This is a genomic window from Methanobrevibacter boviskoreani JH1 (assembly GCF_000320505.1).
Lineage (GTDB): Archaea > Methanobacteriota > Methanobacteria > Methanobacteriales > Methanobacteriaceae > Methanarmilla > Methanarmilla boviskoreani.
In genome coordinates, this window is record NZ_BAGX02000028.1 from 37,768 (window position 1) to 53,378 (window position 15,611).

Here is a 15,611-nt window from a genome sequence, read left to right on the forward strand (position 1 = left end):
ATATTTTTTTCTAATTTTTTAGGAAATAATAGTTAATTTATTATATTAAAAATTAAATAAATTAATACATTAATAATATGATAAATAAGAGAAAATTATTTTTAGTATAAAATAGGTTTTTAGGTAGATAATATGGTTCAGATGACTTATCAAAAAAGGATGCAAGTATACTCAATTGTTTTCTTATTTGTTATGATTAGCTTAGCAATAGCTCCATTTTATCTAGGCGAACCTTTTACTAGTGAAAACTTAGCTACTGCTGTACTTGTTTGTTTAGTGGGAGTAGCGTTTCCATTGGTCTCATATAGACCAGAATGGAATAAGGCTATGTTATTTTGTGAAGGCATATTATTCGCTATTTTAGGTTATATGTTTTTGGAAAATCCTTATAATTATGTTTTTTTAGTATTTGGTATTGTTTTGATTGCTATTTCAATTTTAGCATATATGAAGAAATTACCTCCACGATTACTAGGATATTTTTATCATAGTAGTAAAAAGAAGTAATTTTTTTAACTTTTTTTTAAAAATCTTTTTGTATTAATAAATTGAAACTTATTGAATTTTATTAATGAACTTTATGTGTTTTATTTAGAGTTGGATTTTTATTTAAAATCGCGTATTATAATCTAGATAAAATTTTAAATACCATGGTGATAAAAAATGGCAGAAATATCAGAGGCTATCTCAATGATTAAAAAGGCTGAAAGTGATGCTGTTCAAGTAGTGGAAGATGCTAAAGTTAAATCTGAAGATTTAATTAATGAAGCTACTGCTAAATCTAACCAATTAATGGAAGAAGCTAAAAGTAATGCATCACATGAGGCTGAGGTCACTGTTTTAAATTCAGAAGAAGAAGCTAAAAAAGAGGCTGAACAAATTAAAGCTCAATCTGAAAAAAATGTTGAGTCTATTAAAGCTAAATCTTCAGTGAATGTTGATGAAGCAGCTTCTGTTATTGTTGAAAAATTGTTGTAGTGTGAGATAATGTTTCAAACTGAAAGAATGCGTAAACTTAAAATAGTCACTTTGGATAAGTATGCTCCTTCAATAATTAGTGAATTACATGAGGCAGGTACTGTTCAAATTGATGATATTTCAGAACGTATTCAACAAGATCCTGAGATTGGGGAACTATTAACTCCTGCTAAATCCACATCTAAAACTGGTAGAATATCATCATTATTAATGAAAACAACTAGTCTTTCCGATGCAATTGCAAATGCTTTAATGTTTAATACAAGTAAGAAAGATAAGATTCATTCATTAATTAATCCAGAATTGATTGTTCCTAAAAATGTGGAACCGATGGATACTGACGCATTGATAATCTATGCAGAATCTGTTTTAGATGATGCTAGTACTGAAATATCTCCAGTACAGGATAAATTATCCGCTCTCGACACTGAAGCAAGTAGATTAAATTCTAAAATTACCGTTGCTCAAAAATTAATTAACTTTAATTATGACTTAGGTATTTTAGCAGACACTAATACTACTTCAACAATAGTTGGAAGGATTGCTGTTGAATCTGCTTCTGAAGTAAAAGCAGAATTGAATAAAATAACTGATGAAATTGTAATTGATGAAACTAATTCTGATGAAGCTTTTAATAGTTTTATTGTAGTTAGTTCTAATGAATATAAAGACACTGTCTATTCTACACTTAGAAAATTCGGTTTTGATAATTTAGATGTTAGTGGTATGGAAGGTAAACCTTCTGATTTCATTGCTAACGCTAATGCTAGGTTATCTGCTATTGCTAATGAAAAAACCCAGTTACAAGCTCAATTTAAAGAGCTTGCTAAAAAATGGGATGACGATATCTTAGCTTTAAAAGAACAATTAGAGAATGAAAAAGATAAAAATGAGATTTACACTAGTTTCGGTGAAACTAAAAACTCTAAAGTATTTGAAGCTTGGGTACCAGTTAAAAAAGCAGAAGAAACTAAAAAACTTATTGAAACTGCAAGTGATGGATATTGTGTTATAGAGGAAGAAGAAATTCCAGATGACAGTGAAGATGTACCTGTTCTTCAAAATCACTCTGGATACGTTAAACCATATGAAATATTAGTTGATATGTATTCACCTTTAAAATATAATGAGGTTGATCCAACTTTATTTGTAGCTATTACATTCCCATTATTCTTTGGGTTCTGTTTAACTGATGCAATGTATGGATTGTTAAACTTTTTAGTTGGATACTTTGTATTATATAGAGGTCTTGGAAGAAATAGCGAAACCTCAAAAGACTTTGGTAAAATATTTATGGCTTCAAGTTTATGGGCTATACTTTTAGGTCTTTTAACCAACGGTCTATTGGGAGATTTCTCATCTAGAGTCTTAGGTATGGGAGCACTTCCAACTACCTGTTTAGATGCATTTACCAATGCAGCAGTAATTTTAGTTATTGCAATTGCTCTTGGTTTAGTCTATCTTAATATTGGTTTCCTTTTAGGTGCAATCAACAATTACAGATATGGTAATAAAAAAGATGCTTGGACTAATCAAATTGTTTGGTTCGTTTTAGAAATTGGTATTGTATTCTTAGCACTTGGATACATGTTACCTGCAATTGGAATGATTGGAATAATAATTGGAGCTATTTTCATAATCGCTGCTTTCGGCCTCTTATTCTGGGGAGGAGGAGCTTATGGAATTATGGATTTCTTCAGTTATATGGGAGATGTCCTTTCATTTGCTAGGTTACTTGCATTATGTTTAGCTACTGCAGGTATTGCAATGGCTGTAAACATTCTTACTGTAATGTGTGGTACTATGATTCCATATATTGGAATTATTCTCGCTATCATTGTATTCATTGGTGGTCATATATTTAACTGGCTTTTCCAAACTTTAGGTGCTGGTGTTAATGCATTACGTCTTAACTATGTTGAATTCTTTGCTCAATTCTTCATGGGTGGAAAAAACAGATTTGAGGCTTTCAAAGCAGGTAGGAAATTTACAAAACTTAACAAATAGATTTTTTCATTTACAATTTTAATATTTAAAAATAAAATTAATTTCAAAATTATGATATAATTTAAGGAGAAATAAATTATGGTAGAAATTGTCTTAGGAACTGCTTTAGCAGCTATTGGTGCTGGTGTAGCAGTCGGTTTCGCTGGTTTAGGATCAGGTTTAGGTCAAGGAATGGCAGCTGCAGGTTCTGTAGGTGCTGTTGCTGAAGATGGGGATATGTTCTCAAGAGGTATTATTTTTGCAGCTTTGTGTGAAACTCAGGCTATTTACGGTTTCTTGATTGCTATCTTATTATTAGTATTTTCAGGATTACTTGGTGGTGGAGGTAAAGGATTATCCACTGCTGTAGGTATTGTTGCTATTGGTGCAGGTGCTGCTGTTGGATTTGCAGGTCTTGGTTCCGGTATGGGTCAAGGTATTGTTGCAGGTTCATCTGTAGGTGCAATTGTTGAAAATGATGATATGTTCGCAAGAGGTATTATTTTCTCAGCATTACCTGAAACTCAGGCTATTTACGGTTTCTTGATTGCTATCTTACTCATGGTATTCGGTGGAATATTATAAGTGATTAGGAGGTCAAGAAATGAGTTCTGGGGCAGATAAAATTGTCTCTAACATAAACTCTGAGGCTCAAACTAAAGCTGATGGAATAATTCAAGAAGCTCAAACCAAAGCAGATGCTATAATAGCAAATGGACAAGCTGATGCAGATAAAGAATCAGCTAAAATTATTGCTAATGGTGAAAAACAAGCTAACATGAGACATCAACAAATTATCTCTGAAGCTAGAATGAATCAACGTAGAGATGAGTTAGGGGCTAAAGAAGAAGTTATCGAAATGGCTTTCGATAAAGCTATGGACGATTTAAAAGATTTAGCATCTACTGCTGATCCAAAATATGTGGAAGCATTAAATAAATTAATAAAAGAAGCTGCTGTTGAAATTGGCGGTGGAGATTTAATCGTTCAAACTAAAGAAGCAGATAAAACTAAAATTCAAAGTGCTTTAAGTTCTATGGCTAGTAATATATCTTCTGACACTAATGTAACTACTACTTTAGAATTTGGTGAGCCAATAGACACTATTGGTGGAGCTATTGTTAAAACTAAAAATGGAGATATCGAAGTAAATAATACTATTGAAGCTAGGGAATCTAGATTCAAACAATCATTACGTAGTGAAGTTGCTCAAATATTATTTAGATAGGAGTGAGAATATATGGCTGATGAAATAGCTACTTTAATAACACAATTAGGACTTTCTAATGAATTACTCCTTGTAGGTGTAATTATTGCAATATTGATTGTTGGTGCTGTTGTAGTTGTTGTTACTAGTAGACCTATATTAGATATTTATCCTTATCTCAACCCTATTGCTAAGGTCAGAGCAAGAAAAGGTAGACTTTTAGATGATAAACAAATGTCAGAAATCATAGAAACCGATTCTATTGATGAGCTTACAAATTATTTAAGAGGATTACCAGATTATGCTCCATACATAAATGAATACTCAATTGAAAAATCATTAGATACACATCTTGCAGATACTTATCAATATCTTGCAACTATTGCACCTGATGAAATTAAGGATTCATTTGATGTTTTAGCTACTAAAACTGATATTGCTAATATTAAAGCATTATTAACTGCTAAAGAAGTAGGATATAATAATGAACAAACATCTAATTTGTTACTTCCTTCCGGTTCATTATATGAAGACTTAGATCGTTTAGTTGATGCAGGTTCTGTAACTGATGTTATTGCAGGATTAGATGGAACCGAATATGCTGATGTTTTAACTGATGCTATTCCAGAATATGAGGAACAAGGTTCTTTATTACCATTTACAAATGCATTAGATAAATATTATTTACATAAATTATTACACTCAACTAAAGTTCCAGGAAATGACAATACTGAAGCAATGTATTCATATATTGGAACCCAGGTAGATATGGATAATCTTAAATTAATTATAAGAGCTAAAGAAAATGGTTTAGCTTATGATTCAATTAGTCCTTTCTTAATTAGTGAAGGTTATCAATTAAGAGAATGGAAACTCAAAGATTTAATGGAATCTGATAATGTTGAAGGAGTTATTTCTTCATTAGAAGGAACTAAATACAGTGAAATACTTTCTGAGCCTTTAGCTCAATACAATAATGGGGAATCTATTGCTGTATTTGAAAAAGCTCTAGATACATATTTTGTTGAATATTCACATTCCTTATCTTTAGAAAAACCATTAGGTGTAGGTCCAATTATAGGATTTTTAAGTGGTAAAGAGAAAGAAATTAAGAACTTAAAAATCATTACAAGAGCTAAAAGAGAAGAAGCATTTCCAGATAGTAAGATTCCGGAGTTGCTTGTATGATTTCATATGTTAATTATGGAGTGATATTATGAGTTCTGTTGCTGTTATTGGAGATTTAGATACTGTCACCGGTTTTAGACTTGGTGGAGTAAGAGAAGGACGTATTGTAAATACTAAAGAAGAAGCTGAACAAGCTCTTGATGAGTTAATTGAAAATAATTTTTCAATTATTATTATTACAGATAAAATAGCTGATGAAATAAGAGAACATATCAGAAAAACTCTCGGTTCAGAGATTGTACCAATGATTATTGAAATCCCTGATAAAAACGGTAAATCTGAAACTGATGGTGATCAAATGAGAGCTCTTATTAAACGAGTTATTGGGGTAGATATCAAATGATTATTGAAGGAAACATTATCAAAATTGCTGGTCCGGTTATCCTTGCAGATGGGATGAGAGGGACTCAAATGCATGAAATGGTAAAAGTAGGTGATTCTAAACTTATCGGGGAAATTATTGAACTCGAAGGTGACACTGCTACCATTCAAGTATATGAAGAAACCGCTGGGATAAAACCTGGTGAAGTAGTAGAAAGTACTGGAGGACCATTATCTGTAGAACTTGGTCCTGGTATTATGGGATCCATCTTTGATGGAATTGAAAGACCTCTTGAAGTTATTAAAGAGAAAACCGGAGATTTCATTGCTAGAGGTGTCCAAGTACCTTCTATTAACAAAGAGAAAAAATGGACATTTAAACCAACTGTAGCTGTAGGAGATAAAGTTACTGGTGGAGATGTTCTTGGTGAAGTAAATGAAACTTCAGCTGTAGTACATAAAATTATGGTACCTCCAACTGTTTCCGGTACTGTAAAAAGTATTGTGGATGGAGATTACACTGTAATAGACGATATTGCAGAAATTGAAACTGAAGAAGGAAACGTCGAAAAAGTTCAAATGTTACAAATCTGGCCTGTAAGGAAAGCTAGACCTTACACAAGAAAACTTGATCCGGATATACCTCTTGTAACTGGTCAAAGAGCACAAGATACTTTCTTCCCTGTAGCTAAAGGTGGAACTGCAGCTATTCCTGGTCCTTTTGGTTCAGGTAAAACTGTTACTCAACAACAATTAGCTAAATGGGCAGATGCTGATATTGTTGTATACATTGGATGTGGAGAACGTGGAAACGAAATGACAGAAGTACTTACTGAATTCCCATTCCTCGATGATCCAAAAACTGGTAATCCTATTATGGATAGAACTGTTCTTATTGCTAACACTTCTAACATGCCAGTAGCTGCTCGTGAAGCATGTGTATACACCGGTATTACTATTGCAGAATACTTCAGAGACCAAGGTTACGATGTAGCACTTATGGCTGATTCAACCTCAAGATGGGCTGAAGCTATGAGGGAGATTTCTGGAAGACTTGAAGAAATGCCTGGTGAAGAAGGTTACCCTGCATACTTAGCATCTAGACTTGCACAGTTCTATGAAAGAGCAGGAAGAGTAACCACTATTGGAACTGAACCTAAAGAAGCTTCTATTAGTGTAGTAGGTGCAGTATCACCTCCTGGTGGAGATTTATCCGAACCTGTTACCCAAAACACCTTACGTATTACTAAAGTATTTTGGGCATTAGATGCATCTCTTGCAGATAAACGTCACTTCCCATCTATTGATTGGTTACAAAGTTATTCATTATATGTGGACAGTATCCAAGATTGGTGGAAGGAAACTGTTGGTGAAGATTGGAGATCTAACCGTGATGAAGCTATGGTTTTACTCCAAGAAGAATCTGAACTCCAAGAAATTGTACAATTAGTTGGTCCAGATGCTTTACCTGATTCCCAACAAGTTGTTTTACAAACTTCCCGTATGTTAAGAGAAGACTTCTTACAACAAAATGCATTTGATGATGTTGATACTTACTGTCCTCCTGCAAAACAAGCAGACATGTTAAGAACCATTCTTTTATTCAACAAAGAAGCTCAAGCTGCTGTTGCAAGAGGTGGAGATATCAAGAAAATAGATGCTTTACCTGTTAAAGAAGAAATTGCAAGAATGAAATATATTCCTGCTGAAGAATTTGAAGCTAAAATCAAAGATATTAAAGCTAATGTTGTAGACCAAATGGGTGGTGTATAAATATGAATACTGATATTAAAACAAGAGAATACACTACAGTCACTGAAGTTTCTGGTCCTTTAATGGTTGTTGAAGGTGTTGAAGGTGTAGCTTACAACGAAATTGTAGACATCGAAACACCTAACGGAGAAAAAAGAAGTGGACAAGTATTAGAAGTTAGGAATGATGTAGCTGTTGTTCAAGTTTTTGAAGGTACAGATGATTTAAACACTAAAAATACTAAAACTAGATTCACTGGTAGAACTGCTAAAATCGGAGTTTCCAGAGATATGATGGGCCGTATCTTTAACGGTACTGGTAAACCTATTGACGGTGGTCCAGAAATAATTCCTGAAAAAGAATTGGATATTAACGGTAACCCTATGAACCCAACTTCAAGGGAATATCCTGCAGATTTCATCCAAACTGGTATTTCTACTATTGATGGAATGAACACTTTAGTAAGAGGTCAAAAACTTCCTATTTTCTCAGGATCTGGTTTACCTCACAATGAACTTGCAGCACAAATTGCAAGACAAGCTAAAGTAGTTGGTGAAGACACTGAATTTACCGTAATTTTCGGTGCAATGGGTATTACTCACGAGGAAGCTAACTTCTTTATGAGAGAATTTGAAAGAACAGGAGCACTTGAAAAAGTAACTGTATTCATGAACTTAGCAGATGATCCTGCTATTGAAAGGATTTTAACTCCTAAAATGGCTTTAACTACTGCAGAATACTTTGCTTTCGAATTAGGTATGCATGTACTTGTTATCTTAACCGATTTAACAAACTACTGTGAAGCATTAAGGGAAATTTCCGCTGCTAGGGACGAAGTACCTGGAAGAAGAGGTTATCCTGGATACATGTATACTGATTTAGCAGGTATATATGAAAGAGCAGGACGTATTCAAGGTAAAGAAGGTTCCATTACTCAAATGCCTATCTTAGTCATGCCTCAAGATGATATTACTCACCCTATTCCAGATTTAACTGGATATATTACAGAAGGACAAATTGTATTAAGTAGGGATTTACACAGGAAAGGTATTTACCCACCTGTAGATGTACTTCCATCATTATCTCGTTTAATGGGTGGAGGTATTGGTGAAGGTAAAACCAGACCTGACCATAGTGGTGTATCTGACCAAATGTATTCAGCTTATGCTGAAGGTCGTGATTTAAGAGATTTAGTAGCTGTAGTTGGTGAAGAAGCTCTTACAGACAGGGATAAAAGTTTCTTAGAATTTGCTCAACAATTTGAAGACAAATTCGTAACTCAATCCAAAGATGAAGATAGAAGCATTGAAGAAACTTTGGATCTTGGTTGGGACTTATTTAAAATCTTACCAAGAACTGAACTTAAACGTGTTAAAGACGAATTTATTGAAGAACACCTTAAAGATTAGATTTAAATTAATTTTTAAATCTTTGGTTCTATCCAACTTTTATAAAGGAGGATATTATGGCAGAAGAAATTTTAGAGGGTATTAATCCTACTCGTATGGAGTTACTCGCTCTTAAAAAACGTGAAAACCTTGCAGTTAAAGGTCACAGTCTTTTAAAAGAAAAACGTGATGCTTTAATCAAAGAGTTTTTTGATATTTTAGACAGAGTTAAAGGCGCTCGTTCCGATGTAGAAAAGATCCTCAAAGAAGCATATGAAGCTTTAACCTTAGCTCAAATTGAAATGGGTGATTTAGCTGTAGAAAAAACTGCTTTATCTGTTAAAGAATCAGTTGATGTAAAGGTTACATCAAGAAGTATTATGGGTGTTCCAGTTCCATTATGTGACACTACATTTGATTCAAGGGATTTAGTCAACCGTGGATATGGTTTCTCAGATACATCTGCTCAATTAGATATTGCTGCTGAAAAATTTGAACAGGCAGTAAAAATGATTATTGAATTAGGTGAAATTGAAAAAACTATCTACCTTTTAGCTGAGGAAATCGAATCAACTAAACGTCGTGTAAATGCTCTTGAACATATTATGATTCCAAAATTGGAAAACACTGTAAAATCTATTGATATGAGACTTCAAGAGATGGAAAGGGAAAATTTCGTTAGATTGAAAATGATTCGTGCTACTATCGAAGCAAATGAAGCAGAAGAAGCTGCTAAAAAAGCTGATAACCCAGCTTAGAAAAACAACATCTAGTATTTAAGATTTATTTAGATTGAAAAAAGGGTAGAATAATATTTTCTCTTATTTATCAACCCCTTTTTCTCTAATCTAGATATTCTTACTAGAATAAATCTTTTTTTATTAAAAAAAGATTTTCTTTTAAACTTTTTTTTATTAAAAGTTAAATTAATTAAAATAAGTGAGATTATGGAAAGAAATCCATTGGAAATGGCTATGCAGGATCCTGAAAAAAGGACTAAATTATATATTTGGATAAATATTGCAATGATTGGTGTAACATTTATTATGGTCTTTGGTGTTATTTTATTTATTTTAATTGCATTTGGAATTATTCATGCATAATTTAATACTTTTTAATTTTTAGGTTTTAAAACTGCTATTTTTTATTTATTTGATTGTTTTTTTGAATATATTTTTTAAAATAAGGATTTTTAATTATTATTATTTATGGGGTATTTTTAATTTTTAGGTTTTAAAACTGCTATTTTTTATTTATTTGATTGTTTTTTGAATATATTTTTTAAAAAAAAATATTTAATTTGTTATTATTTATGGAATAACTATTTTTTTTAAAAAAAGAATCAATTTTCTAGTTATTGTCTATATGATAAATATATTTTTAAAAAAAAGGAATTTTTTAATTTAATTATCTATAGGATAGATATTTGAATTGATCTTATCTTTTAATGATTTAATCTCTTTTAAACCTTTTTTCACATTACCACATTCTTTAATTATTGTAACTAGCGGTTGATCCTTTTCTATTATTGTATTTTCATGGGATATATCATATAATCCGTCGATATTGAGATTTCCCTGTTTGATTTTAGATTGTGCATATAATATCTCTTTAATTGCATGGGCATTCGGATTTAATTCTTCTATTAATTCTCCATTACATGCTTTAATATGCTCTTCTAATAGATTTATGGATAACACTTTTTCTACACATTCATAGGTACCTTGAAAACGGGGATTAACTTCTATTAGATATATGTCATTATTTAATATGTTTCCCTCATTATTTTCCTCACCGGATAATATCAAATCTACTCCATTAGATCCGATTAATTTAGATTCTTTTATAATCTCCTCTGAAAGCATATTCATGTCCTCATTTAGATTCTTTATTCCAATCTCATCATGAGGTATATTGAATCTTGTAAATTGTTGTATGGATTTTATATCCAATGGCATAATATTTCCGCAATATCTATAATCACCTTTAAATCCAATATCATCAAGTGTTAATAGTCTTGTATTCATTATTGTCTTTGCATCAGTTGAACTTGCTAGTACTGATGAGCTTATGTTAACTCCACTTATGAATTCCTGAACTAATATCTCGTCCTGTGACAAAAGAATATTTTCAATACTATTTTTTATTTGATTATCTTTAATGTATGCATCATAATTCAGATGGATTGTATCATATCCACCTGATCCTTTATTGGGTTTTACAATAAATGATACATCATCATATTCTTTTAAAATTTCACCTAACTCATCAACATCAGATATTAAAAAAGTCATAGGACATAAGAATTTATTGGAAATTTTATTGTAAAATCTATATTTGTCACTTACATGTTCCGTTGATTTATTTCCGATAATCTTGGATTTGTATTTTTTAAATTCTCCAGTGAAGTCATCTCCACTTATACCTGAAGTTAATATTATATTGTCTGCACTATCCAAATAGTCCCTTACATTAATAAGTAATTTCTTGGCACTATAATTTTCCTCAAATAATCCACAGGATGTGTCTGCCTCTTCATTTAAAATGTGTTTTTCTAATACGTTTTTTGGAAAATCTATAGTCGTATAATAAGCTGAAGAGTATACGTTGTATTTTAGTTTTAAAGCTGAATTTACCTGAGGACGAGTATCAATTCCAAGTATAACTAGATTATCCATTTAAAACATTTCCTTATAATTTAATCTAAAGATCATTAATTTTATTATATAGTTATTTTGTTTTAAATAGTATATATTTTAATTATTTAAAAATATTAAAGTTGGAAAATAAGTAATTAAAATTAAAGATTTAATTGAAAAAAAAGATTAAATTAAATATTGAATTAAATCTCTCTAATGAAGAATTTATTATAGATGTATTAATTTTTATAAATCATGGGCCTGGGAATATATCTAAAACTTTTAAGGAATTATGGCATCCACTAATGTATAATTAATTTTGAATAGTAAAATATTTCAATGCTGTTTGTAAGTATGTGATAAAGAATATGTGAAAACTCACAGCAGGCAAATGTATTATTATGTTAAGTTTCGTGCTAATGCTTTGAAAGAACAGAAAGCAAAGTATTAAATGTCTAGATGTATCTTTGCAGATGAGTAATAAATTGTTATTTTCCCAAAAAGAGAGATGTAGTAATATTACTAATGGTGGTTTATTGGAACATAAATTTGATGGTTTTAAAAAGGAGTATAAAGCCATTCAAAAAAAGAGGCTGAAATTTAAAATAATAATATTTTTTTTATAAAATTTTTTATGGTTTTTTAGAGAATATTTAGTAGAAAAAATAAGAAAATATTAAAATACTTTTTTTACTTTTTTATAAATTAAATAAAGATTAATATAAAAAAATTCAAAATATATTATGTTTATTTTTTTTTATATGGGGTAGTTTAAATGGTTCAAAACAATATTTTCAATGAAAAGAAAATGGAAGATTTTATTGAATATTATGATGATAAACTTGTTGTAAATTCTCCTGAAGATCATCCTATTGAGGATTGGATTAAAAAATTAGATGGTGATGAATTAGAAAATGAGAAAGGGAATTATATTAATTTTTTTACTATTATCCTTGAAAGATTGCTTGGTTATGAATTAGAAGATATTGGTTATGAGGAAGATATTAATGAGGAAGGAAGACCGGTTGAATTTACATTTAAAAAAGGTGATAAAGATTATGTTGTTGTGGAACTTAAGGGAACTAAAACAAAAGATTTAAACAAAAGATATAATCGTGCACAATCAGCTATTGATCAAGTTACTAATTATGCTTCTGGGAAAGAAGAAACAAAATGGGCATTTGTATCAAATTATAATGAGTTTAGAATTTTTAAACCATCTTATAGAAAAAAGTACATTTCATTTAAATTTAAAGAATTAACAGATGAAAATGTTTTGAAAAAATTTTTACTTATATTCAGTAAATTTTCATTAATTGAAAAGGATATTCCTCAGACATTGTTGAATCAAAGTATAATTATGGAAAGAAATTTAGAAGATCAGTTTTATCAATTATTTAGTGAAACAAGATTAATGCTTATTAAAGAATTAGAATATGAAATGGATTTTGATAAAAATAAAGCAATTTATTATGCTCAATTAATTTTAAATAGGTATATTTTTATTTGCTTTGCTGAAGATTTAAAACTTGTGCGTTCTGAAACTACAACAAATACATTAATTACTCCTATTAAACAAGATAATATTTTTGATTCAATATTATGGGAAAGATTAAATGAACTATTTAAATTTGTATATAAAGGAAACCCTAATAAAAAAATAAAAGAATTTAATTGCAGTTTATTTGAGGAAAATCTTGAAAATCTTAGAATTAGGGACACTGTAGAAAATCCTGTTGAATTTTTTAAAGATTGTTATCAAAATTGGAATTTTGATGGTAATGATAGATATGAAAGTATAGGGGGAATTTTGGGAGATTATAAAGATAAATTAAATCCTATTTTTAAAAATTTATTAATTATATCCTCTTTTGATTTTGGTTCTGAATTGGATGTGAATATACTTGGGCATATTTTTGAAAATAGTATTGGGGATATTGAAGATCTTAAAAACCAATCTAATTCTAGAAGAAAGAAAGATGGGATTTTTTATACTCCTAGTGAGATTACAGATTATATCTGTAGAAATACAATTATACCTTATCTTAGCCTATCGGGGGAAGTAAATACTATCAATGATTTAATTGAAGAGTATGAAGTGCACAATAAATTAGAAGAATTAGATAATAAGTTAAAAAATATTAAAATTATTGATCCTGCATGTGGTTCTGGGGCATTTCTGAATAAAGCGGTAGATATTTTATTAGACATACATAAGACGTTGTTTGATTCATTGTATTATAATGATAGTACTTTAATTCCATTTTTTGATAGTTTAAATAGTAGAAAACAAATTATGACTAATAACATATATGGTGTTGATGTCAATGAGGAATCTGTACAAATAACTAAACTTTCTTTGTTCCTTAAATTAGCAACATCATCAAATATTGAATCAGGTTTTGAATTACCTGACCTTGATAAAAATATTAAATGTGGAGATTCATTGGTTAATGATAAAAATGTTGTAGGTAATAAAGCGTTTAATTGGAAAGAAGAATTTAAAGAAGTGTTTAATAGTGGGGGTTTTGATATAATTGTAGGTAATCCTCCTTATGTTGATATTAAAAATATGGATGATAAAGTATCAAAATACCTATTTGAAGAGTACGATACCTCTGTGAATAGAATTAATTTATATTCTTTATTTATTGAAAAATCTACTAATATAATTAAAGATTCCGGATATTTCGGTTTTATTATTCCAAATTCTATTTTGTTCAATTCTAGTTATGAGAAAATTAGAATTAGGTTACTTGAAGATACTTCTATAACTCAGATATTAAAACTTACAGATGATATTTTTGAAGATGCAGAAGTTGAAACAATTATTTTAATTTTTAAAAATAAAATAAATAAAGAAAATAAAACTATGATTAAAATCTATGAGAATAAAAATTACTTTAACTCTTTTACTAGAAATCAGCAAATTTGGTTAAATGATTCTAAGCATATTATTCAAATTTATTCAAATGATGATTCAGTTAAATTAATAAAAAAAATAGAACAAAATCATTTTAAACTTGAAGATTTATGTGATTTTAGTTTAGGATTGACTCCTTATGATAAATATAAAGGAATGTCCGCTGAGGATATTAAGAATAAAGTTTTTCATTCAAATGAAAAATTAACTGATGATTATAAAGAATTATTAGGTGGATCTGATGTTACACGATATAATGTGGCATGGCATGATGGACAATATATTAAATATGGTCCATGGCTTGCGGCTCCAAGAGAAGAGAAATTCTTTAAAAAACCTAGAATACTTGTAAGACAAATTATTTCTAAAGAAGGGGAAATAATCGCAGGATATACAGATAAAGAATATTATAATGCGCAAGTTATTTTTAATATTATATTAAAAGATGAAAGTAATGATATTAATTTAAAATATATATTGGGGATATTTAACTCTAAACTAATGAATTTTTATCATAGGGAAAAATTTTTAGATCAGAAAAAGACAAAGTTTCCTAAAATTTTAATTGAAAATACTAAAATTTTTCCAATTGCATTTAAAAAGGATAGTCAAAAAGAATTAACTAACTTAGTGGAAGAAATAATACATTATTCTTCAAAGTTAGAAGAAGAATCATATAACTTTAAATATTGGTTAAATTATGAATTTGGTATTGGTAAAATAAGTGCAAGGAATAAATTGTTTAATTTCTGGAAACTTAATGAAAAAGATTTTTTAATAGCATTTAAAAGAAAATCAAAAAATATAAATAGTAAACAGTTATCTAATTTGAAAAACGAGTTTTTTAAATCCCAAAATAAATGTTTAGAATATAATAATAATATAATAAGTATTAGTAAAAGCATAGATAATTTAGTATATTCTTTATATGATTTAACTCATGAAGAGATTGAAACAATAGAAAACAGTCTAAAAATAAATTAGTTTTTTTTCTATTTTTCATGGTATATACTGGAAATGAAAAAATTAAGATGTGAGTTGAAAAAAGAGGTGTACTTTTTTTATTAATCTATTTTTTTTAGTTTAAGTAACCTTTCTCCAAGTATACTACTTTTCTTTTAATTAAATCTTTTTTTTAACATCTTTAAAAAAGTATATAATATGTTAAGAAAATAAATAAAAATTGCAGAAAAAAAGGGAATACATATAAAAAAGAATAGTTCCGAGCG

13 protein-coding genes are annotated in these 15,611 nt (G+C 29.5%); 12 read left to right on the forward strand and 1 reads right to left on the reverse strand.

Annotated features, from left to right (window positions below; all coding sequences use genetic code 11):
* The first annotated feature begins 132 nt into the window (after positions 1-132).
* The 11 genes from ON24_RS07535 to ON24_RS09345 all read left to right on the forward strand — a co-directional run bounded on the left by ON24_RS07535 (position 133) and on the right by ON24_RS09345 (position 9,923).
* Positions 133-507: a hypothetical protein gene (locus ON24_RS07535; RefSeq protein ID WP_016358032.1), complete on the forward strand. Its 375-nt coding sequence runs from the start codon at positions 133-135 to the stop codon at positions 505-507.
* 156 nt (positions 508-663) lie between these two features.
* On the forward strand, positions 664-978 hold the full coding sequence (ahaH, locus tag ON24_RS07540; protein WP_016358033.1) for an ATP synthase archaeal subunit H: 315 nt from the start codon (positions 664-666) through the stop codon (positions 976-978).
* Between the two features lie 9 nt (positions 979-987).
* Positions 988-2,985: a V-type ATP synthase subunit I gene (locus ON24_RS07545; RefSeq protein WP_016358034.1), complete on the forward strand. Its 1,998-nt coding sequence runs from the start codon at positions 988-990 to the stop codon at positions 2,983-2,985.
* Between the two features lie 78 nt (positions 2,986-3,063).
* The gene (locus ON24_RS07550) at positions 3,064-3,549 is read left to right on the forward strand and encodes a hypothetical protein (protein ID WP_016358035.1); all 486 of its coding nucleotides are present in this window, start codon (positions 3,064-3,066) and stop codon (positions 3,547-3,549) included.
* Between the two features lie 19 nt (positions 3,550-3,568).
* The gene (locus tag ON24_RS07555) at positions 3,569-4,192 is read left to right on the forward strand and encodes a V-type proton ATPase subunit E (protein WP_016358036.1); all 624 of its coding nucleotides are present in this window, start codon (positions 3,569-3,571) and stop codon (positions 4,190-4,192) included.
* Positions 4,193-4,204: 12 nt separating this feature from the next.
* Positions 4,205-5,359 (forward strand): V-type ATP synthase subunit C, encoded by a 1,155-nt coding sequence (locus ON24_RS07560; RefSeq protein ID WP_016358037.1) that lies wholly within the window; start codon positions 4,205-4,207, stop codon positions 5,357-5,359.
* A 25-nt stretch (positions 5,360-5,384) separates the two neighbouring features.
* Positions 5,385-5,702: a V-type ATP synthase subunit F gene (locus ON24_RS07565; protein ID WP_040682504.1), complete on the forward strand. Its 318-nt coding sequence runs from the start codon at positions 5,385-5,387 to the stop codon at positions 5,700-5,702.
* Complete coding sequence (locus ON24_RS07570) at positions 5,699-7,453, forward strand: ATP synthase subunit A (protein ID WP_016358039.1); 1,755 nt, start codon at positions 5,699-5,701, stop codon at positions 7,451-7,453. Before ON24_RS07565 ends, ON24_RS07570 begins: the two co-directional genes overlap by 4 nt.
* A gap of 2 nt (positions 7,454-7,455) precedes the next feature.
* Positions 7,456-8,841, forward strand: coding sequence for an ATP synthase subunit B (locus ON24_RS07575; protein WP_016358040.1), 1,386 nt, complete (start codon positions 7,456-7,458; stop codon positions 8,839-8,841).
* A gap of 56 nt (positions 8,842-8,897) precedes the next feature.
* Positions 8,898-9,578, forward strand: coding sequence for a V-type ATP synthase subunit D (locus ON24_RS07580; protein ID WP_016358041.1), 681 nt, complete (start codon positions 8,898-8,900; stop codon positions 9,576-9,578).
* Between the two features lie 189 nt (positions 9,579-9,767).
* Positions 9,768-9,923: a hypothetical protein gene (locus ON24_RS09345; RefSeq protein ID WP_016358042.1), complete on the forward strand. Its 156-nt coding sequence runs from the start codon at positions 9,768-9,770 to the stop codon at positions 9,921-9,923.
* A gap of 300 nt (positions 9,924-10,223) precedes the next feature.
* Here the strand turns inward: ON24_RS09345 and ON24_RS07585 are convergent, their stop codons facing one another.
* Complete coding sequence (locus ON24_RS07585) at positions 10,224-11,498, reverse strand: ATP-grasp domain-containing protein (protein ID WP_016358043.1); 1,275 nt, start codon at positions 11,496-11,498, stop codon at positions 10,224-10,226.
* 736 nt (positions 11,499-12,234) lie between these two features.
* Here ON24_RS07585 and ON24_RS07590 point away from each other — a divergent pair.
* A complete protein-coding gene (locus ON24_RS07590; protein ID WP_050553602.1) occupies positions 12,235-15,366 on the forward strand; it encodes an Eco57I restriction-modification methylase domain-containing protein in 3,132 nt (1,043 codons plus the stop codon).
* Positions 15,367-15,611 lie beyond the last annotated feature (245 nt).

What these genes read in the sequence shown, in the direction of transcription:
- ON24_RS07535 (WP_016358032.1), top strand. Translation starts at nt 133, where the DNA reads ATGGTTCAGATGACTTATCAAAAAAGGATGCAAGTATACTCAATTGTT.
- ahaH (WP_016358033.1), top strand. Translation starts at nt 664, where the DNA reads ATGGCAGAAATATCAGAGGCTATCTCAATGATTAAAAAGGCTGAAAGT.
- ON24_RS07545 (WP_016358034.1), top strand. Translation starts at nt 988, where the DNA reads ATGTTTCAAACTGAAAGAATGCGTAAACTTAAAATAGTCACTTTGGAT.
- ON24_RS07550 (WP_016358035.1), top strand. Translation starts at nt 3,064, where the DNA reads ATGGTAGAAATTGTCTTAGGAACTGCTTTAGCAGCTATTGGTGCTGGT.
- ON24_RS07555 (WP_016358036.1), top strand. Translation starts at nt 3,569, where the DNA reads ATGAGTTCTGGGGCAGATAAAATTGTCTCTAACATAAACTCTGAGGCT.
- ON24_RS07560 (WP_016358037.1), top strand. Translation starts at nt 4,205, where the DNA reads ATGGCTGATGAAATAGCTACTTTAATAACACAATTAGGACTTTCTAAT.
- ON24_RS07570 (WP_016358039.1), top strand. Translation starts at nt 5,699, where the DNA reads ATGATTATTGAAGGAAACATTATCAAAATTGCTGGTCCGGTTATCCTT.
- ON24_RS07575 (WP_016358040.1), top strand. Translation starts at nt 7,456, where the DNA reads ATGAATACTGATATTAAAACAAGAGAATACACTACAGTCACTGAAGTT.
- ON24_RS07580 (WP_016358041.1), top strand. Translation starts at nt 8,898, where the DNA reads ATGGCAGAAGAAATTTTAGAGGGTATTAATCCTACTCGTATGGAGTTA.
- ON24_RS09345 (WP_016358042.1), top strand. Translation starts at nt 9,768, where the DNA reads ATGGAAAGAAATCCATTGGAAATGGCTATGCAGGATCCTGAAAAAAGG.
- ON24_RS07585 (WP_016358043.1), bottom strand. Translation starts at nt 11,498, where the DNA reads ATGGATAATCTAGTTATACTTGGAATTGATACTCGTCCTCAGGTAAAT.
- ON24_RS07590 (WP_050553602.1), top strand. Translation starts at nt 12,235, where the DNA reads ATGGTTCAAAACAATATTTTCAATGAAAAGAAAATGGAAGATTTTATT.